This is a genomic window from Novosphingobium ovatum, assembly GCF_009909235.1.
GTDB classification, from domain to species: domain Bacteria; phylum Pseudomonadota; class Alphaproteobacteria; order Sphingomonadales; family Sphingomonadaceae; genus Novosphingobium; species Novosphingobium ovatum.
In genome coordinates this window covers 323,010-341,808 of record NZ_JAAAPO010000003.1, presented here as the reverse complement: position 1 = coordinate 341,808, position 18,799 = coordinate 323,010, and the positions used below count along the sequence as shown (strand labels likewise).

Annotated in this window: 19 protein-coding genes; 11 read left to right on the top strand and 8 right to left on the bottom strand. The window is 65.7% G+C overall.

Annotation, left to right across the window (positions count from 1 at the left end; genetic code table 11):
- From GTZ99_RS09215 to GTZ99_RS09195, 5 genes are all read left to right on the top strand, one after another.
- Positions 1–879, top strand: a complete 879-nt coding sequence (locus GTZ99_RS09215; protein ID WP_161718090.1) for an amidohydrolase family protein — start codon at positions 1–3, stop codon at positions 877–879.
- A 68-nt stretch (positions 880–947) separates the two neighbouring features.
- Positions 948–1,877: a LysR family transcriptional regulator gene (locus tag GTZ99_RS09210; protein ID WP_161718088.1), complete on the top strand. Its 930-nt coding sequence runs from the start codon at positions 948–950 to the stop codon at positions 1,875–1,877.
- Between the two features lie 169 nt (positions 1,878–2,046).
- Positions 2,047–3,525 carry an efflux transporter outer membrane subunit gene (locus GTZ99_RS09205; protein WP_161718086.1) on the top strand — a complete coding sequence of 493 codons (1,479 nt, stop codon included), beginning with the start codon at positions 2,047–2,049 and terminating at the stop codon, positions 3,523–3,525.
- Positions 3,526–3,531: 6 nt separating this feature from the next.
- Complete coding sequence (locus GTZ99_RS09200; RefSeq protein ID WP_161718084.1) at positions 3,532–4,743, top strand: efflux RND transporter periplasmic adaptor subunit; 1,212 nt, start codon at positions 3,532–3,534, stop codon at positions 4,741–4,743.
- The gene (locus tag GTZ99_RS09195) at positions 4,740–6,305 is read left to right on the top strand and encodes a DHA2 family efflux MFS transporter permease subunit (RefSeq protein ID WP_320076662.1); all 1,566 of its coding nucleotides are present in this window, start codon (positions 4,740–4,742) and stop codon (positions 6,303–6,305) included. The genes GTZ99_RS09200 and GTZ99_RS09195 overlap by 4 nt, the downstream gene beginning before the upstream one ends.
- 257 nt (positions 6,306–6,562) lie before the next feature.
- Here GTZ99_RS09195 and GTZ99_RS09190 read toward each other — a convergent pair whose 3' ends face one another.
- Positions 6,563–7,222, bottom strand: a complete 660-nt coding sequence (locus GTZ99_RS09190; protein ID WP_161718493.1) for a CoA transferase subunit B — start codon at positions 7,220–7,222, stop codon at positions 6,563–6,565.
- A complete protein-coding gene (locus GTZ99_RS09185; protein ID WP_161718082.1) occupies positions 7,222–7,929 on the bottom strand; it encodes a CoA transferase subunit A in 708 nt (235 codons plus the stop codon). The genes GTZ99_RS09190 and GTZ99_RS09185 overlap by 1 nt, the downstream gene beginning before the upstream one ends.
- Positions 7,930–8,120: 191 nt before the next feature.
- Between GTZ99_RS09185 and GTZ99_RS09180 the strand changes: the two genes are divergently transcribed.
- Positions 8,121–9,023, top strand: coding sequence for a LysR family transcriptional regulator (locus GTZ99_RS09180; protein ID WP_161718080.1), 903 nt, complete (start codon positions 8,121–8,123; stop codon positions 9,021–9,023).
- A 1-nt stretch (position 9,024) separates the two neighbouring features.
- On the opposite strand, the gene GTZ99_RS09175 is transcribed toward GTZ99_RS09180, so the two are convergent.
- From GTZ99_RS09175 to GTZ99_RS09165, 3 genes are all read right to left on the bottom strand, one after another.
- Entirely contained in the window at positions 9,025–9,441 is a 417-nt protein-coding gene (locus GTZ99_RS09175) for a dihydroneopterin aldolase (protein ID WP_161718078.1), read from the bottom strand.
- Positions 9,442–9,462: 21 nt separating this feature from the next.
- Positions 9,463–10,320 (bottom strand): formyltetrahydrofolate deformylase, encoded by an 858-nt coding sequence (gene purU / locus GTZ99_RS09170; protein ID WP_161718076.1) that lies wholly within the window; start codon positions 10,318–10,320, stop codon positions 9,463–9,465.
- 142 nt (positions 10,321–10,462) lie between these two features.
- On the bottom strand, positions 10,463–11,332 hold the full coding sequence (locus GTZ99_RS09165) for a methylenetetrahydrofolate reductase (protein WP_161718075.1): 870 nt from the start codon (positions 11,330–11,332) through the stop codon (positions 10,463–10,465).
- 157 nt (positions 11,333–11,489) lie between these two features.
- On the opposite strand from GTZ99_RS09165, the gene GTZ99_RS09160 reads away from it, so the two are divergent.
- Positions 11,490–12,185 (top strand): alpha/beta fold hydrolase, encoded by a 696-nt coding sequence (locus tag GTZ99_RS09160; protein ID WP_161718074.1) that lies wholly within the window; start codon positions 11,490–11,492, stop codon positions 12,183–12,185.
- A 48-nt stretch (positions 12,186–12,233) separates the two neighbouring features.
- On the top strand, positions 12,234–13,625 hold the full coding sequence (desA, locus tag GTZ99_RS09155; RefSeq protein ID WP_161718072.1) for a syringate O-demethylase: 1,392 nt from the start codon (positions 12,234–12,236) through the stop codon (positions 13,623–13,625).
- Between the two features lie 82 nt (positions 13,626–13,707).
- Here desA and GTZ99_RS09150 read toward each other — a convergent pair whose 3' ends face one another.
- Complete coding sequence (locus tag GTZ99_RS09150) at positions 13,708–14,664, bottom strand: aromatic ring-hydroxylating oxygenase subunit alpha (protein WP_201742445.1); 957 nt, start codon at positions 14,662–14,664, stop codon at positions 13,708–13,710.
- 77 nt (positions 14,665–14,741) lie between these two features.
- On the opposite strand from GTZ99_RS09150, the gene GTZ99_RS09145 reads away from it, so the two are divergent.
- Positions 14,742–14,924: a hypothetical protein gene (locus tag GTZ99_RS09145; protein ID WP_161718070.1), complete on the top strand. Its 183-nt coding sequence runs from the start codon at positions 14,742–14,744 to the stop codon at positions 14,922–14,924.
- Between the two features lie 3 nt (positions 14,925–14,927).
- Here the strand turns inward: GTZ99_RS09145 and GTZ99_RS09140 are convergent, their stop codons facing one another.
- Together GTZ99_RS09140 and GTZ99_RS09135 are read right to left on the bottom strand one after the other, a co-directional pair.
- Entirely contained in the window at positions 14,928–15,692 is a 765-nt protein-coding gene (locus tag GTZ99_RS09140) for an IclR family transcriptional regulator (protein WP_227711213.1), read from the bottom strand.
- Between the two features lie 7 nt (positions 15,693–15,699).
- Complete coding sequence (locus tag GTZ99_RS09135; RefSeq protein ID WP_161718068.1) at positions 15,700–16,833, bottom strand: cobalamin-independent methionine synthase II family protein; 1,134 nt, start codon at positions 16,831–16,833, stop codon at positions 15,700–15,702.
- A 193-nt stretch (positions 16,834–17,026) separates the two neighbouring features.
- Here GTZ99_RS09135 and GTZ99_RS09130 point away from each other — a divergent pair, with 193 nt between their 5' ends.
- Positions 17,027–17,878 (top strand): SDR family NAD(P)-dependent oxidoreductase, encoded by an 852-nt coding sequence (locus GTZ99_RS09130; protein WP_161718066.1) that lies wholly within the window; start codon positions 17,027–17,029, stop codon positions 17,876–17,878.
- A gap of 14 nt (positions 17,879–17,892) precedes the next feature.
- Positions 17,893–18,777, top strand: coding sequence for an SDR family NAD(P)-dependent oxidoreductase (locus tag GTZ99_RS09125; RefSeq protein ID WP_161718064.1), 885 nt, complete (start codon positions 17,893–17,895; stop codon positions 18,775–18,777).
- The last annotated feature ends 22 nt before the right edge of the window (positions 18,778–18,799 follow it).

Genomic DNA, 18,799 nt, shown 5'->3' with positions numbered 1-18,799 from the left:
ATGACTGATCGTATCACCAGCTGGCACTCGGCCCCGTCCAAGCCCGCCTATACCCCGCCGCCGGGCGCGATTGACGCGCATTGCCATGTGTTTGGCCCGATGGCGCAATTCCCGTTCAGCCCCAAGGCCAAATACCTGCCGGAAGACGCCGGCCCGGACAAGCTGTTCGCCCTGCGCGACCATCTGGGCTTTGCGCGCAATGTGATCGTGCAGGCGTCCTGCCATGGCACCAACAACGCCGCCACGCTGAACGGCATCGCCGTGTCCGGGGGTAAGGCGCGCGGTGTGGCGGTGGTTGATCCGGCCATCACCGACGCGGAAATCGCCGCCCTGCACGAAGGCGGCATTCGCGGCATCCGCTTCAACTTTCTCAAGCGTTTGGTCGATGACGCGCCCAAGGACAAGTTCCTGGAGGTGGCCCACCGCCTGCCCGCCGACTGGCACATCGTGATCTATTTCGAAGCCGACATTCTGGAGGAGATGCGCCCCTTCATCGCCGCGCTGCCGCGTCTGGTGGTGATTGACCACATGGGCCGCCCCGATGTGACCCAAGGCCCCAACGGCCCCGACATGCAGGCGTTCCGCAGCCTGCTGGACAGCCGCCCAGACATCTGGTTCAAGCCCACCTGCCCCGACCGTCTGGATCTGGCGGCGGGCGATCCGTGGGACAATTTTGCCGCCGCCGTCGCGCCGCTGGTGGCCGATTATCCCGACCGCTGCATCTGGGGCACCGATTGGCCGCACCCCAACATGGAAAAGGCGATTCCTGACGATGGCCACATCGTCGACATGATCCCCCGCATCGCCCCCACGGCTGAACTTCAGCAAAAGCTGTTGGTGACCAACCCGATGCGGCTCTACTGGCCCGAAGAACTGTAAACACCGGCAAAGGGGGCGCGCAAAACGCCCCCTTTTCTTTTCCTGCGGCATCCGCCACAACCCACGCCATGCCGCATCTGCCAGACTTGGAGGCTTGGGCCATCTTTGCCAAGGTGGCACAATGTGGGTCATTTAGCGGTGCGGCCGATGAATTGGGGCTGGCCAAGACGACGGTGTCCAAGGCCGTCACCCGGCTGGAAACGCGCATGCGCACCAGCCTGTTTCACCGCACCACGCGCAAACTGTCCCTGACCGAAAGCGGGCGGCTGTCACTGGAACGGGCCACCCGCATTCTGGCCGATGGCGCCGCGATCGAGGCCGACATTGCCGAAGAGGCCGCCTCCCCGCGCGGGCTGATCCGGCTGGCCAGCATCGCGGCCGTGGGGGTGGAGGCATTGGCGCCCATCCTGCCAGAGTTCATGGCCGCCTATCCCGATATTGAAATCGATCTGGTGCTGACCGAAAATCAGGTGGACGTGGTGGCCGAAGGTTATGACGCGGCGATCATGGTGGGCCATGCGGGCGAGTCCGGCACGCTGCGCTCGGTCCGGCTGTCGTCGCTGCGGCGGCCATTGGTGGCGGCGCCCGCGCTGCTGGAACGGCTGGGCATGCCCGAACACCCGCTGGACCTGCCGCGCTATCCCGCGATCCTGCCCAGCCACATCCCCAATAGCCACGAATGGCAATTCGCCCGCGATGGCGATGCCGATCCCATCGCTGTGCGCATGGCCGCCCGTTTCCGCGCCAATTACGCCGAAGCGATGGTGCCGTTGATGGTGGGCGGGATCGGCATCGGGCTGATGGCGGAATATTTCGTCTGGGAACATCTGCGCGATGGGCGGCTGATCGAACTGCTGCCCGAATGGAGCGCTCCGCCCGGCCCCCTGTATCTGGTGACGCCGCCGGGCCGGGCGCGGCCCGCGCGGGTGCGGGTGCTGCTGGATTTCCTGCGCCAACGGCTGGTGCTGCGCGATGGTTTTTTAAACGCGCCACGATAGGGCGGCCGCATTATGCGCAAAATGTCACTTCTATTATGCGCCATTGGCGGATAATCCTGCCTCCACTTTGGGCATAGTGTCCCGGTGTCGGCGCCCTTTGGGGGCCTTGTCGCGGCTGCCCCGCATGGGTCATGCCGCTTTGACCGTTTACGTATTGGTATTGCGATCCATGCAGACAACCTCTTCTTCCGCCTTCAGGCGCGCCGGACGGACCACGGCGCTGTTGGGGGTGAGCGCGCTGGGCGCGGGGCTCTTGGTGGGCTGTGCGGCGGTGCCGCATGGGGGGCCACGCGATGCCCCGCGCCTGCACGCGGCCAGCGCGGCGGGCATGGGCCTGAACGCAGACGCGCCGCCGGTGATCGTCGCGCCGGACTGGTGGCATGGACTGAATGATCCGCAACTGGACCGCATCATCGCCGACGCGCTGGAGGGTAACCCCGGCCTGCAACAGGCGATGGCGCGGCTGGCCACGGCGCAATCGGCGATCGAAACCGCCCGCGCCCGGCAATTGCCCAGCGCTTCGGCCGGGGCCAGCACGGAATATCAGCGCTTTTCGGAAAAATCGATCTATCCCCCGCCCTATGCCGGCAACTGGTACTGGATGAGCAACGCCACCGGCGATGTCAGCTGGTCGCTGGACATCGCCGGGCGGCAAAAGGCGATGGTGGATGCCGCCGCCGCCCATGTCCGCGCCAGCGGGCTGGAAACACAGGCGGCGCGGGTGGCTTTGGCCGGCAGCATCGCCCAGACCTATGTCAATCTGGCGCGGGCAGAGGCGCAGGCCGGGCTGGCGCGCGACTTTGTGACCTCGCGCGAGGCGGGGTTGAAGGTGGTGCAGGCCCGCGTGCAGGCGCAACTGGCCACCGGCATTGACGTGGCCGCCGCGCAAACCCTGCTGGCCGAAGCGCGTCAGGCGCAGGTCCGGGCCGAGGGCGCGCGCGATCTGATGGTCCATGCATTGGCCGCTCTGGCCGGGCGCGGGGCGGATTACTATGCCACGATCACCGCCCCCACGCTGCGGCTGGATACGCCGATGGTGGTGCCGCAGGTGCTGCCCGCCGATCTGCTGGCCCGCCGCGCCGATATACAGGCCGCTCGCCAACGCATCGAAATGGCCAGTGCCGCCCAGCGTGTCGCCCGCGCGGCGTTCTATCCCGATGTCGATCTGCACGCCTTTGTCGGCGCCTCGGCGCTGGGGCTGGGATCGCTGGCCACGCCCGGCGCCTTGACGGCGGGCGCGGGTCCGGCGGTGCATCTGCCGCTGTTTCAGGGGGGGGCCTTGCGCGCACGCTATCGCGCCGCCACCGCCGGGATCGACCAGATGATCGCCACCTATAACGAAACGGTGGTGGGCGCGGTGCGCGATACCGCCGATGCGCTCTCGGCCATCCAGACCAACGCGCGTGATGCCGATCAGGCCCGCGCCGTCATCGCCGGGCTGGAGCGCACCGTGGCGCTGGACCATGTGCGGCTGCAATCGGGCCTTGCCATGCGGCTGGACGTTTTGAACGCGGGCGAACGCCTGCTGGCCGCCCGCCAAGGCGCGGTGGACATCGCGGCCGATGGCCAGATCCGCCGCATTCAGTTGCTGATCGCGCTGGGGGGCGGGTTTACCCCGATCCCTGCCGCCGCGCCCGGCCAAAGGTAATTTGCCATGAACGATCACGCCTCTCATCCTGACCGCGAAAGGTCCACCCCCTTGTCCGACCTCGACACCGCCGCCCGCTCCTCTGCCCGCGCCACGCGCAAAAAGGCGCTGTTGCTGCTGGGCGGCGCGGTGGTGCTGGGGCTGGCGGCATGGGGCGGCCATGCCTGGATGACCGCCGACACGCACGAAGGCACCGATGACGCCTATGTCACGGGCAACATTGTTCAGGTCACCGCGCGCGAAGGCGGGACGGTGATCGCCGTCCATGCCGAGGGCACGCAACAGGTGAACGCGGGCGCGCCGCTGGTGGATCTGGACCCGGCGCTGGCCGATGCGGGCGTTGCCGCCGCCGAGGCCGAACTGGCCCGCGCGGTGCGCGGCGTGCGGCAGGGCTTTAGCCGGATCGACACTGCCGATGCCGAAATCGCCGAGGCGCAGAGCCGCCTGTCCGCCGCCCAGAACGACCTGTCGCGCCGTCAACCCGCCGTGGCCGCGGGCGCTGTTTCGGGTGAGGAGGCAGCCCATGCCTCGGACGCGGTGCGCGCCGCCACCGCCGCGCTGGCGCTGGCGCGCAGCCACCGCGTCGAGGCCGAAAGCGCTGTTGCGGGCACCGGCATCGCGGGCAACCCGCAGGTGATGGCCGCCGTTGCCGCCCTGCGCCGCGCCGCGATCCTGCGCGCGCGCATGCACATCACCGCCCCGGTCGCGGGCGTGGTGGCCAATCGCGCGGTGCAGATGGGCCAACAGGTCGCCCCCGGCACGCCGCTGATGGCGGTGGTCCCGCTGAACAAGGTGTGGGTCGAGGCCAACTTCCGCGAGACGCAACTGGCCCATATCCGCATCGGTCAGGCCGTGACGCTGCATTCGGACGCCTATGGCGATGATGTGACGTTCCACGGCCGGGTGATCGGCATGAATGCAGGGTCGGGCAGCGCCTTTGCGCTGTTGCCCGCGCAAAACGCCAGCGGCAACTGGATCAAGATCGTCCAGCGCGTACCGGTGCGCATCGCGCTGGACCCGGCCGAACTGAACGCCAACCCGCTGCGGCTGGGCCTGTCGATGACGGTGGACGTGGACACGCGTGACCATGCGGGCGCGCCGGTGATGTCCAAGGCGGCGCAGATCCAGCCCGCCCAGCCGCTGGACACCGTATCGCCAGAGGTCGAGGCGCGGATCAACGCGATCATCGCCGCCAATTCGGGCGGGCGCGTCCGGTGAGTGGCGCCCCGAACGGGGCCGCAACCGCCGCCCCGCCGCCGCTGCATGGCGCGGCGCTGGCCTTTGTCGCGATTGCGCTGGCGCTGGGCAGTTTCATGCAGGTGCTGGATTCGACCATCGCCAATGTCGCCCTGCCCACGATCGCGGGCAATCTGGGCGAAAGCAACGAGACGGGCACATGGGTGATCACCGCCTTTGCCGCGGCCAATGGCATCACGGTGCCGCTGACGGGCTGGCTGATGCGGCGCTTTGGCGTGGTGACCACGTTCACCGCCAGTGTGGCGCTGTTCACGCTGGCCTCGTTCCTGTGCGGCATCGCGTGGAGCATGCCCAGTCTGGTGGCGTTCCGCCTGATCCAGGGCGCGGTGTCAGGCCCGATGATTCCGGGAAGTCAGGCGCTGTTGCTGGCCGTGTTCCCGCCGCAAAAGCGGGCGCTAGCGATGTCGATCTGGTCGATGACGGCGCTGATCGGGCCGGTGCTGGGACCGATCATGGGTGGCTATATCTCTGATCACATCCACTGGGGCTGGATTTTTCTAATCAACGTGCCGGTGGGGATCTTTACCGTCATGGCGCTGTTGTCCAAACTGTTGCCCTACAACACGCGCCCGCAAAAGCTGCCGATCGACATGGTGGGCATGACGTTGTTGGCGGTGTGGGTTGGGTCTTTGCAGGTGGTGCTGGATCTGGGCAAGAATGCCGACTGGTTCCATTCGACGCTGATCTGCGGTTTGACGGCAGCCGCGGCGGTGGCCTTTGTCGCGTGGATCATCTGGGAACTGACCGATGAGCATCCGGCGGTCGACCTTTCGCTGTTCAAGCGACGGAATTTCGCCATTGCCACGCTGGGCTTCTGCCTTGGCTATGCGTTCTTTTTCGCCAACAACCTGTTGATGCCGCTGTGGTTGCAGCAACAACAGGGTTATACCGCGACATGGGCGGGCATGGTGGCCGCGCCCGCCGGCGTCGTGGCGTTCTTTCTGGCGCCGGTGGTGGCGCGCCTGTCGGGCAAGATGGACATCCGCATTCTGGCGACACTCTCGCTGGGGGCGTTCACCACGGCCTATTTCATGCGTACCTATTTTTCGGCCGATACCGATCTGTGGCATTATGTCGTGCCTTCATTGGTGCAGGGGTCGGCGATGGGCATGTTCTTCATGTCGATGACCACCATCGCGCTGGATGGACTGCCGCCGCACCGCATCCCTTCGGCCACGGGCATATCGAATTTCGCCCGCATCACCGGGGGCGCCTTTGCAGCGTCCATCGTCACCACCGCATGGGACCGGCGCGAAGCGCTGCACCAGAGCCGTCTGGCCGATTGGGCGACCAATGCCAACCCGGCCTATGCCCACGCCACCCATACGTTGCAGGCCACCGGCATGAGCCCGCAGCAGGTGCATGGCGCCATGGTGCATGACCTGATCAACCAGTCCTATCTGCTGGCCTCGATCGACATGTTCTGGATCAGCGGCGTGTGTTCGGCGGTGATGCTGGGCATGGTGTGGCTGTGCCGCCGCCCCGCCCTGCCACAGGGCGGTCCACCGGTTGCGGCGGATTGAGGGCGCCGCGTAGCAAAAGGCTTGCGGTGGGGCGCGCGGAGCGATAACGTCCGCACCGACAGTTTTGGCCGATGGCCCGCGCCGCGCGTGGCCCGGCACCCAAGGGTTGGGAGAGAGGAGGAGGCGGGAGCGATCCCGACCTCCTCCAAGTCGTTTGGGGCTCCAAGTCGTTTGGGGCGGCGCAATTCTACCAAAGGAGAAGGGGCCAGCGGTCGCCCGCCAGCCCCCTTTGTTACGATTCAACGCGGATGCGCGGATCAGTCGATGTAATGCGCCGTGGTCTTGGCCCGCACATCTTCGCGCGTGACGCCCGGAGCGGTCTCGATCAGCTTGAACGGGCTGTTGTGATCGGGACGCTGGAACACGGCGATGTCGGTGACGATCATGTCCACCACATTGCGCCCCGTCAGCGGCAAGGTGCAGGCCGGGATGAACTTGGCGCTGCCGTCCTTGGCGCAATGTTCCATCACGACGATGATCTTCTTGACGCCCGCGACCAGATCCATCGCGCCGCCCATGCCCTTGATCATCTTGCCCGGAATCATCCAGTTGGCGATGTCGCCATTCTCGGACACTTCCATCGCGCCCAGCACGGTCAGGTCGATATGGCCGCCACGGATCATGGCGAACGACTGCGCGCTGTCGAAATAGGCCGAATGCGGCAATTCGCTGATCGTCTGCTTGCCCGCGTTGATCAGGTCAGCGTCGATCTCGTCTTCATAGGGGAACGGGCCGATGCCCAGCATGCCGTTTTCCGACTGCAACGTCACCATCATGCCGGTGGGCACATGGTTGGCCACCAGCGTGGGGATGCCGATGCCCAGATTGACGTAATAGCCATCCTGCAACTCGCGCGCGGCGCGGGCGGCCATTTCGTCGCGGGTCCAGCCCGCCTTGATGCCGTCATGGGTGGTCATCATGCGTTCTCCCGTTGGCGCACGGTGCGGAATTCGATCTTCTTGTCATAGCTGCACTTTACCAAGCGCTGCACATAGACGCCCGGCAGGTGGATGCCATCGGCGGGCAACTGGCCCGGCTCGACGATTTCCTCGACCTCTACCACGCAGATCTTGCCACAGGTGGCGGCCGGCACGTTGAAGTTGCGCGCCGTCTTGCGGAAGATGACATTGCCGGTGGTGTCGGCCTTCCAGCCCTTGACGATCGACAGGTCGGCAAAGATCCCGGCCTCAAGGATGTAATCCTCGCCGCCAAACTGCTTCACTTCCTTGCCCTCGGCCACCAGCGTGCCAACGCCCGTCTTGGTGTAGAAACCGGGGATGCCCGCGCCGCCCGCGCGCATACGCTCGGCCAGCGTACCCTGCGGGGTGAATTCCACCTCCAGCTCGCCCGACAGATACTGGCGCTCGAACTCCTTGTTCTCGCCCACATACGAGCTGATCATCTTCTTGACCTGCCGCGTGCGCAGCAGCTTGCCGATGCCCTCGTTGTCGATGCCCGCGTTGTTGCTGGCAAAGGTCAGATCCTTGACGCCCGAAGCCTGAATCGCGTCCAGCAGATGTTCGGGAATGCCGCAAAGGCCAAAGCCCCCGCTGGCGATCAACATGCCATCACGCAACAGCCCGTCCAGAGCCGCCTGCGCACTCTCATAAATCTTGCCGGCCATGCCTCTCCCTCTCTTGGGATGGTTGCACACGCCGCTGTCCGGCGCGTTTTGCCGGACCACACTAGCCGCGCCAATCCATCCATTCCAATGATAGTTGTTTTGGAGTATTGATAGGCAGCATCTATGATTTACAGCCCGCGCGGCGCCTGAGCGTCGCCTATTTCGCGGGCGCAGCCCTGCGAAAAGGCCACATGAATCGCATCGCCCTCTATCATCTGGAAACGCTGTTGTGGATCGCGCGGCTGGGCACTTTTGCCGCCGCCGCCGAGCGGCTGAACACCACCCAGCCCACTATCTCGGCCCGCGTGCGCGAACTGGAGGGCCAGTTGGGCTACGCCCTGTTCCGGCGCGAAGGACGGCGCATGGCGCTGACCGTGCGCGGGCGACAATTGGTGCGCGATTGCGAACCGCTGTGGGCCGCGCTGGAACGGGCGCTGGCGGCCGGAAACCTGTCGGGCGCGACCGGCGTGGTGCGCATCGGCGCGGGCGAGATCGCGGCCGCCACCTGCCTGCCCGGCTTTGTCGCGGATGTTGAAACCGCCCTGCCCGGCGTGACGCTGGACATCAGCATCGAACTGACCGCGCGGCTGGTGCAGGACCTGTTGGGCGCGACCGCCGATCTGGTGTTTCTGGCCGGGCCGGTGGCCGCGCCCGGGATCCAGACGGCAGGGATCGGCACGGTGTCGCTGTGCTGGATGGCATCGCCCGCCACCGCCGCGCGCATGGCCGCGCAAGGGATCACCGGCGCCCCCGCCTCGCCCGCACCGATCTGGTCATTACCGCGCCATTCGCCGCTGCATCAGGTGATGATCCAGGCGCTGGGCGATGCCACCACCACATTGAGTGCCCCCGACATCCGCACCTGCAACAATGTGCGCACATTGATCGATATCGTCGCGGCGGGGCGCGGGGTGGCGCTGCTGCCCGAAATCATGACGCGCGAAGCCGTGGCCAGTGGCCGCCTGACGCCGGTCTGGCAGGTCGCCGGGCGCGGGGTGGAGTTTCAGGCCGCCATCCGCGCCGAGGAAAGCGACCCCATCGTGCTGGAACTGTTCCGCCGCGCCAGCGCGCTGCGGATCGACGCGCCAAGCTAACTCAGGCGCGCCGCACCGTCACCGTGACGCTGGCAAGACCGTTGTCCACCGCCTCGGGCTTATCAATGCGCACGCGCGCCCAATCGACACAGCCCCCCTCCACCGGCATGGAAAGGCACATCGCCCCCAGCCGTTGGCCAAAGGTTTCGATCAGGTCGATATGGCTACCGGCCAGTTCCTGCGCGGCGGCGCCGATCTTGCGGTAGTCCACCGTCTGATCCAGATGCGTGACCCCGCCGTCACCCACCGCCAGCCCCAGTTCGACCCACAGCACCAAAGGCTGACGGCGGCCGATTTCACAGCGGTTGATGCCCACCGCGGCCATCACCTGATAGCCATCCAGACGCACGACCGTATCGGTGACATAGGCCAAAGCGGCCTGTGTCACCGCCGGGCGCAGGGGCGCAAGCGTATCCATGGGCCCCTGCCCCCTGTCCGATCAGCCGGGGAACACGACGGTGCGCGCACCGTTCATGAACACGCGGTCTTCCAGATGCGCCTTGACCGCTTCGGCCAGAACGCGACGTTCGATGTCGCGGCCCTTGCGCACCAGATCCTCGGGCTCGTGGGCGTGGGTGATGTTGCCCACATCCTGCGCGATGATCGGGCCTTCGTCCAGATCGGCCGTCACGTAATGCGCCGTCGCGCCGATCATCTTGACACCGCGCGCATAGGCCTGGTGATAGGGCTTGGCACCCTTGAAGCCGGGCAGGAACGAGTGGTGGATGTTGATGCAGCGGCCCGACAGGAAGGCGGCCAGATCGTCCGAGAGGATCTGCATGTAGCGCGCCAGCACCACCAGATCGGCGCCGCTCTCGGTCACAACCTGCTTGATCTGGGCTTCCTGCTGCGGCTTGGAATCCTTGGTGATCGGGAAGTGATAGAAGGGCACGTCACCAATCAGGCTGGTGGTGATGAACTTGCGGTCGTGGTTGCAGATGATCGCCACCACATCCATCTCCAGTTCGCCAATGCGCCAGCGGTACAGCAGATCGCCCAGGCAGTGGTCGAACTTCGACACCATCAGCACGACCTTCTTGCGCTCACCCTGAACGTTCAGGCGCCAGTCCATGGCGTGTTCGGCCGCCAGGCTGGAGAAATGCGCGCGCCACTGATCGGCGGTGTCGCCTTCGGGCAGGGCGAAAACGACGCGCATGAAAAAGCGGTCGGTGATGCGGTCATTGAACTGCTGGGCGTCAAGGATATTGCCGCCGCGACCGGCCAGATAGCTTGCCACCTTGGCGACCAGACCGGGTTGGTCGGCGCAGGACAGGCTCAGCGTACACACTTGGCTCACGTTCATTCCCCTTCGGCTATCTTGTCGCATGCCCGGCTGGGCCTTTGGCATGCGTTGTTATCTTGGTTGGGCGCAAAAAGCCCGTAAATTGCAATGGTTGGCAGGGCGCATGCTGCGCAGCATGCACGCCATGGCCTCCGGCTTACTTGGCGGCGTAGCCCTTGATCCAGTCGACCGTCTTTTCCAGACCGCCAAAGGGATAGAAGTGCAGACGGACCGCGCCATGCGGTTCGCCCATGCCGCGGGCCAGCGCGTCGACCAGCTTGTCCGGGCCGGCGCTGCCCAGCAATTGCGTGATCGAGATGCCGTACTTGGCCATCACGCTGGCCGAGGCGCCCACACCGCACCGCGCGGCAAAGCGCAGCAGCGTCTTGATCCCGGCCGGGCCGGGCACGCCGATGCGCACCGGGGCGGCGATCCCGCGCGCGCGCAGTTCGGCCAGCCATGCCAGCGCCGCATCGGGATCAAAGCCGAACTGCGTCACCACCAGCGGGGCCATGCCGCGCGCGTCGATGTCGGCGCATTTGCGGCCCAGCACGTCCCAGCACTGATCCACGGTCATGTTGGGGTGGCCTTCGGGGTGGCCGCCCACGCCGATCGCCTTGATCCCGGCCTTTTCAAACAGGCCGGTGCCGATCAACTCGCTCGAGTCATTATAGGGGCCAGCGGCCTGCTCCGGGTCACCGGCGATGACAAAGCAGCGCTTCACATCAGCCTGCGTGACGACAGCGTTCAGGTAGTCCTCGAACTCGGCCTGGCTGGTGATGCGGCGCGCGGAAAAATGCGGCATCGGCTCAAAGCCCATGTCGCGCACGGCCTTGGCCGCGGCGATGCGTGCCGGGGCTTCCTCACCGGGCAGGAAGGTCACGGCAATGGGCGTGGCGGGCGGAATGCCCGGCGCGGCCTTGCGCAGCGACTCAACGTCCTTGGCGGTGATTTCCAGCGAGTAGCCGTCGGTGATCCCGTCCGGCGCGCGTTCCCAATTGGGATGAATCTGCGATGGCGATACCATTGTCCTCTACCCTGTTCCCATGACCCGACGCGGGGTCCGAAATTTGTATGCGACACTTACTATCAAAAAGATCGCGCAAAGTGCAGCCCCCCTCTAGCGCTCCGTGATAATTTCGTATAGATGAAAATTTCACGGATTAGAAAACAGGGACGAGTGAATGCCTGCCGACTTCCCGCTGCTGCTGGTACCGGGCCTGATTTGCGATGACCGCGTATTTGCTGCGCAAATTGCTGCATTTCCCGGCGCAACGGCCATGCCCGGCTGGGGGCAGACCGACAGCCTGACCGCCATGGCGCAACGCGTGCTGGACACTGCGCCCGACCGTTTTGCCCTGTTGGGTCATTCGATGGGCGCGCGAGTCGCGCTGGAAGTGATTCGCATCGCCCCTGCCCGAGTCGCCGCGCTGGCGCTGGTGTCGACCGGCGTGCATCCTGTGGCCAATGGCGAGGCCGACAAGCGCCACGCCCTGCGCGACATTGGCCGCATGCAGGGCATGGCCGCGCTGGTGGACAAATGGCTGCCGCCGATGATCGCCACCCCCGCGCATGAACGGCTGTATGCCCCCATGCGCGCGATGTGCATTGCCCAAGGGCTGCCCGCCTATGAGGCGCAGATCAAGGCCCTGCTGCACCGGCCAGAGGTCGACAGCCTGCTGCCCACCATTGCCTGCCCCACGCTGTCCTGCACCGGCGCGCTGGATGTGTGGAGCCCGCCTGCCCAGCACGAGGCAATGGCCGCCATCATTCCCGGCGCCAGCCTGACGATCGTGCCGAATGCTGGCCATTTCCTGCCCGCCGAACAGCCCGAGGCGCTGAACGCCGCGATCGCCGCTTGGCTGGACCGCATCGCCTGATATCTTGTTTCACAACCCATCCACAGATCCAAACTGGAGTATGAGAGCATGACTGAACAGAGCCTGGAGAGCGTGCTGAACGCTGCTGGCGACATTGTTGAATTCCTGCGCAATCAGCAGGTTGGCCCGAACGTGTACCCCGGCGTTCCGGCTGAATATTCGAACTGGCGCGACGAGCAGCAGGCGTGGTCGAAGACGGCGATCCTGTTCAACCAGTCGTTCCACATGGTCGATCTGGAAGTCACCGGCCCCGACGCTTTCGCCATGTTGAACTACCTCGGCATCAACAGCTTCAAGGGCTTTGTCCCCAACCGCGCCAAGCAGTTCGTGCCCGTGACCGAAGAAGGTTACGTGATCGGCGACGTGATCCTGTTCTATCTGGAAGAAGGCCGCTTCAATCTGGTTGGCCGCGCCCCCGTGATCGAATGGGTCGAATTCCACGCCCAGACCGGCAAGTGGAACGTCACCGTCGAGCGTGACGAGCGTTGGGCCATGCGCACCGATGGCAAGCGCAAGAACTATCGCTTCCAGTTGCAGGGCCCCAACGCGATGGCCACCCTGTCGGCCGCGATGGGCCAGACCGCCCCTGACCTCAAGTTCTTCCACATGACCACGGTCGAGATCGCCGGTTGCCAGGTGGGCGCGCTGCGTCACGGCATGGCAGGTCAGCCCGGCTATGAACTGTATGGTCCCTGGGCCGACTATGACAAGGTGCGCGACGCGCTGCTGGCCGCTGGTCAACAGTATGGCATCCTGCCCTCGGGCGGCCGTACCTATTCGTCGAACACGCTGGAATCGGGCTGGATCCCCTCGCCGCTGCCCGCCACCTATACCGGTGCCGGCAGCGCCGAATTCCGCGCTTGGGCCTCGGCCAATTCGTATGAAGCCAAGTGCTCGATCGGTGGGTCGTATGTGCCTGACAGCATCGAGGGCTATTACCTGACCCCGTGGGATCTGGGCTATGGTCCGTTCGTCAAGTTCGACCACGAGTTCATCGGCCGCGCCGCGCTGGAAGCCAAGGCCGCTGGCCCGCACCGCACCAAGGTGACGCTGGCGCTGGACAACGAAGACGTGATGCGCGTCCAGTCGTCCGCCCTGTCCAAGGGTGACCGCGCCAAGTTCATGGAATATCCCAGCGCCGTCTATGCCATGCACCCGTTCGATCAGGTGCTGATGGATGGCAAGATGGTCGGCCTGTCGACCTGGATCGGCTATTCGTCGAACGAGGGCAAGTTCCTGACGCTGGCGATGGTCGAAGCCGATGCCGCCACGCCGGGTACGCAGGTCACGCTGTTGTGGGGCGAACCCAACGGCGGCACGCGCAAGCCCACCGTCGAACGCCACGTCCAGACCGAGATCAAGGCTGTTGTCTCGCCGGTGCCTTATTCGGAAGTCGCGCGTGACGGCTATGCCGACAGCTGGCGCAACCGCAAGGCGTAACGCCTGACATCAGGCAGAGCGCCCTCACGCTTTGCCCTGACGCGACGCCCCGCTGGCAACGGCGGGGCGTTTTGCGTTTTGGCTATGGCGCGATCCGCTGCGGCTGAATGCGGGTGAACCAGATCTTGCGGAACGCCAGCGTGGGGATATCGGTCGGGACGGACCGCTCCTCGCCAGCAGGGGGCACAGTGGCGGGCTGGCTGCTTTCGATGATTGCCTTGTCCTCGGCGGCGATGCGCGCGTTCATCCGGGCAAACAGCCGGTCCAGCGGCGCCCATTTGGCGAAATTGCGGATGGAATAGATCGACAGCCGCGTCCGCCCATCGGCCTGTGGCAAACACACCGCCAGCATCCGCAACACCCGCCCGCCCGGATCAATCGACAGCTCCATGACATTGGGAAAGTGGTAGGCCAGCGTGGTCTTGGGCGCTTCTCCGGCGCGGGTGGCGGTGATCTGCGCGCCGCTGGGCGTTTCGTTCCACGCCATCGTCATGGCGGCATCGGTCCGCCCGCGCAGCCCCTTGCCGATGGTGCCCGCGTGGACAAAGGGCAAATGCGGCGTGTCCAGCATGTTTTCCATGACGCGCGTCCAGTGGACGTCCCACACCATATGCTGCGCCATCACGCGCACATCATCGCGCAACAACACCGGGGGGACGAACGGTTCGCCATCAGGCGCGCCGGGGGCGGTGTGAACCCACACCAGCCCGCCCGCCACCCGCACCGGCAGCGCCGTGGCCGACAGCGCGCCGCGTTTGGCATCGGGGTTCCATGGCACGTGGGTGCACGCCCCCGCGCCATCGAACCGCCATCCGTGGAAAGGACAGGCGATCTGTCCGCCCTCCACCCGGCCCAGTGACAGCGCCACACCGCGATGGGGGCAACGGTCAATCAGCGCGGCCACATCGCCCGCCGCATCGCGGAACAGCACCACCCGCGTATCGGCGATCACCAAGGCATAGGGCCGCCCCGCCACCACCTCTGTTGCCAAGGCAACCGGAGTCCACAGCGCGGCGAATTGGGGAAACATCTGCGTCATGGCGCGAAGCCTATCACCACCCCCGCCGCGCACCAGCCCCCTTGCCCCAAAGGCCGCCAGCGCGCATGCAGGCAACCATGCGCACCCGTGCCCGCATCTGTGCGTCCAAACGCCGCTACGCCACCTATGCCGAAGCCTTGGCTGCGGCGTTGGAGGCGGACATCATCCTGCGCCCCTATGGCTGTGAACGGTGCCGGGCCTATCACCTGACCAGCCGGACCAAGGGCAAGCGCATCCCGCGCGCCCACCACGGCGCCTGAAACCTATTCCGCGTCCAGCAGCGCCGCCGTCTTGCCCAGCAAGGCCCCCACGCGGCGCTCCACCCCCGCATCAAACCGTACCGAAGGGATCGCCACACTGAACGCGCCGGTCACTTCCCCGTCCATCACCACGGCGCAGCCAACGCCCTCGATCCCCATCGAATATTCGCTGCGGGTGCGGGCAATGCCGGTCTTGCGGATGCGCTCCAGCTCGGCCAGCAAGGCGTCCGGTTCAACCATGGTGGTGTCGGTGTAGCGGGCGCGCGTGGTCTCGGCCAGATAGCGCGCCACCTCGGCCGGGGGGAGCGCGGCCAGAATTGCCTTGCCCGCCGCCATGCTGTGCAGCGGCGCGCGCGATCCCACCGCAATGGCATAGCGCAACGCATGGTCGCTGGTTTCGGTCACCAGCGTCAACAGTTCCCACCCCTCGCGCACGAAAAAGCTGGCCGTTTCGTTCAACTGCACCCGCAACGCGCGGACCAGCGGGGCGACCTTGTCCTCGATCGTGGGCTCGGCGCGGGCCTGCAGCCGGGTCAGCCCCGGCCCCGGCACATAGGTCCGCCCCTCACGCGCCAGATAGCCCCGCTCAACCAGCGTCGCCAGCAGATAGGACAGCGAGGAGACCGGGATAACCAGCGCGCTGGCGATCTCCTGCGCGACCACGGGCGCGCCGCGCGCCACCACATACTCGATGATGTCCAGCGTCCGCATCGCCGATTTGACGTGGCTGGAACCGGATGCAACACCCGATGTGGTGGGCTCGGCCATGTGCGGATCAGACCCGCGTTGCGGCGATGTCGGCGCCCGCGCGCAGATTGCGCAGCTTCTTCCACGTCACCTCGGGGTCGATCTTGCCATAACCGGCAAAGGTGCCAAAACCGCAATCGGTGCTGGCCTGCACGCGATCAGCGCCAACGATGCCGGCAAAACGCTCGATCCGCTGGGCGATCAGCTCGGGATGCTCGACATAGTTCGAGCAGGTGTCGATCATGCCAGGCGCCAGCACCTTGTGGGCAGGGATCTTGGCGTCGGCCCACACCTTCCACTCATGCTCGTGGCGGGGGTTGGCGGCCTCGAACAGCACCACGCCGGGGCGAGCGTTCAGCACGATGTCGATCACGCGCTCCAGCGGGATGTCGTGGTCATGCGGCCCCTCGTAATTGCCCCAGCAGATGTGCATGCGCATCTTTTCGGGCGGGATATTGGCGGTCGCGGCGTTCAATGCCTCGACATTGGCGGCGGCGATCTTCAGGAACTCTTCCTCGCTCGCGTCCTGATAGCCGGTGTGACGGCTCATCGCCAGATCGGGGCAATCCAGCTGCAACAGGAAGCCCGCGTTGACGATCGTCTCGTATTCCTCACGCATGGCATCGGCCAGATCGGCCAGATAGGCCTCGTGGCTGGGGTAGTATTTGTTCACCTGAAACGCGGTGATCAGCCCCGGCGAGGCGGCATTCATGAAGCCCTGCGTCGTGGGCGCGCCATGTGCGTCCAGCGCCGCGCGGAAACGGCGGATGTCGTCGTGCAGCGGTTGCAGGTTCACCAGCTTGATCGGGCCGACACAGCTGGCGCGGGTGAATTCCTGACTGCCCATGATCGCCGAAAGCTTTTTCGCCAGATCGGGGTGCTCGGCCAGATCGGCGGCCATCTTGCGGTCGACATGTCCGCCAAAGCCGGTCAGACGCTCGATCATATAGGTCGAATAGCCGATCTTGCCGATCTCACCGTCCGAGACGATGTCGACGCCGCATTCCACCTGGTGCTTGACCGCTTCCTTGACGGCGGCGCCCACCTTGGCGTCAAACTCGTCCGCGTCATAGGGATCGCCATGGTCACGCGCGATCAACAGCTGCGTCAACTCACCCCCGCGTGGCATCGAACCGACATGGGTCGTGGCGATATGCGTCATCAAACTCTCCCAAAAACAGGCGGCCGGCGCCCCCGTGCGGGCTTTGGCCTGCCGTTCCCATACATGATCACATCGCGTAAGTGAAGAAAACGAAACGTCAGGATTGAATACATCTGGCGCGCCGCCCGCCCATGCGCCATAGTGCGGAAAAACAGGCGTTTGACGCCCCAACCCGGATACAGAGGATAGACCCATGGCCATCACCGATTTCCACGGAAAGACTGCGTTCATCACCGGCGGCGCCAGCGGCATCGGCCTTGGCATTGCCAAGGTGCTGGTGGAACGCGGCGCGCAGGTGGTGATCGCCGATCTGCGCCCCGACCACATTGCCCACGCGATGGAACAGTTCGCCGGCGAAGGCCGCTCCAATCAGGTGGCCAGCGTGGAGATCGACGTCACCAGCCGCCAGCGCTATGCCGAAGTGGCCGAGCAGATGAGCCGCGATTATGGCGGCATCGACATCCTGATCAACAACGCCGGTGTCGGCAGCGAAGGCCCCATTCTGGAGGCGGGCTATGCCGACTGGGACTTTGGTCTGGGCGTGAATGTCAATGGCGTGGTCAACGGGTTGCAGGCGATGTTGCCGCAGATGATCGCCCATGGGCGCGGCGGCCATGTGGTCAACACCGCGTCGCTGGCGGCCGTGGTGCAGATGCCCGAATATTTCGTCATCTATGGCGCGGCCAAGGCCGCCGTGCTGAACATCAGCGAAAACATGCGCGCCGTGCTGGACAGCAAGAATATCGGCATGAGCTGCCTGCTCCCCGGCTTTACCAAATCGAACATCCATCAGGCCAACCAGAACCGCCCCGAACATCTGAAGCAGGGGTCGGGCTGGGCCGCGTCCGAGGAAAAGCTGGCGCACCGTCAGTTTGGCGACATCGGCGCCAACTGGCTGGAGCCAGAGGATGTGGGCGTGATGGTGGCCGACGCGATCATCGCCAACGAGCTTTACATCATCACCCACGGCAATTTCCGTGACCAGATGCAGCGCCGTTTCGACGCCATGATGGCCCGCGTCCCCGAGGCTGACTTCCAGTTCTGAGCGGAGGCGGGAACATGCAGAATTTTACCGGCAAGGTGGCCTTTGTCACCGGCGGGGCCAGCGGCATCGGGCTGGGCATGGTGCGCGCGTTTCTGGAGGAAGGGATGCGTGTGGTCGTCGCCGACTATGCCGATGCCCATCTGGACGGCGCGCGTGCGGCGTTGCAGGGCGTGAACGCGGCCCATTTCATCCGCGTCGACGTCTCCGACCGCGCCGCCCTGCGCGCCGCGGCCGATGAGGCGCTGGCCACCTTTGGCGCGGTGCATGTGCTGTGCAACAACGCGGGCGTTGGCGGCGGCAGCAATCTGGACGAGGATGAGTTCGAGGCGTGGGACCGCGCGCTCTCGATCAATCTGGGCGGGGTGGCGAACGGGTGCAAAATCTTTGCCCCGATCATCAAGGCACAGGGCACGGGCGGCCATATCGTCAACACCGCCAGCATGGCAGGCGTGGTGCCTTTGCCCGGATTGGGCGCCTATTCCACCGCCAAATATGCCGTGCGGGGCCTGACCGAAAGCCTGCGGCTGAGCCTTGCCCCCCATGGCATCGGCGTGTCCTGCCTCTATCCCGGTGCGGTAAAAACCGCGCTGGTGCCGATCCCCGATGACAATAGCACTGCGCCCACAGGGCCAGAGGGCGATTTCATCCGCGCCCTGTGGGACGCCATGCGCGTGGCGATGGAGCCGCTGGACATGGGCCGCCGCGTGGTCGCCGCGATCCGCGCCAACGCGCCGCATATCCTGACGCATGGCGAATTTCTGGACGAACTGATCGCCCGCAACCGCGCGTTCGAGGGCGCCTTTGCCAGCGGCGATCCCGTGCCCGAGGCGCGGGTGCGGTTCGAGGCCACGCGCCGCGCGGCGGTGGACGCGCTGTTGGCCATGCCTGCTTTGGATTGAAGAACGGGGCCGGGCGGGTGTT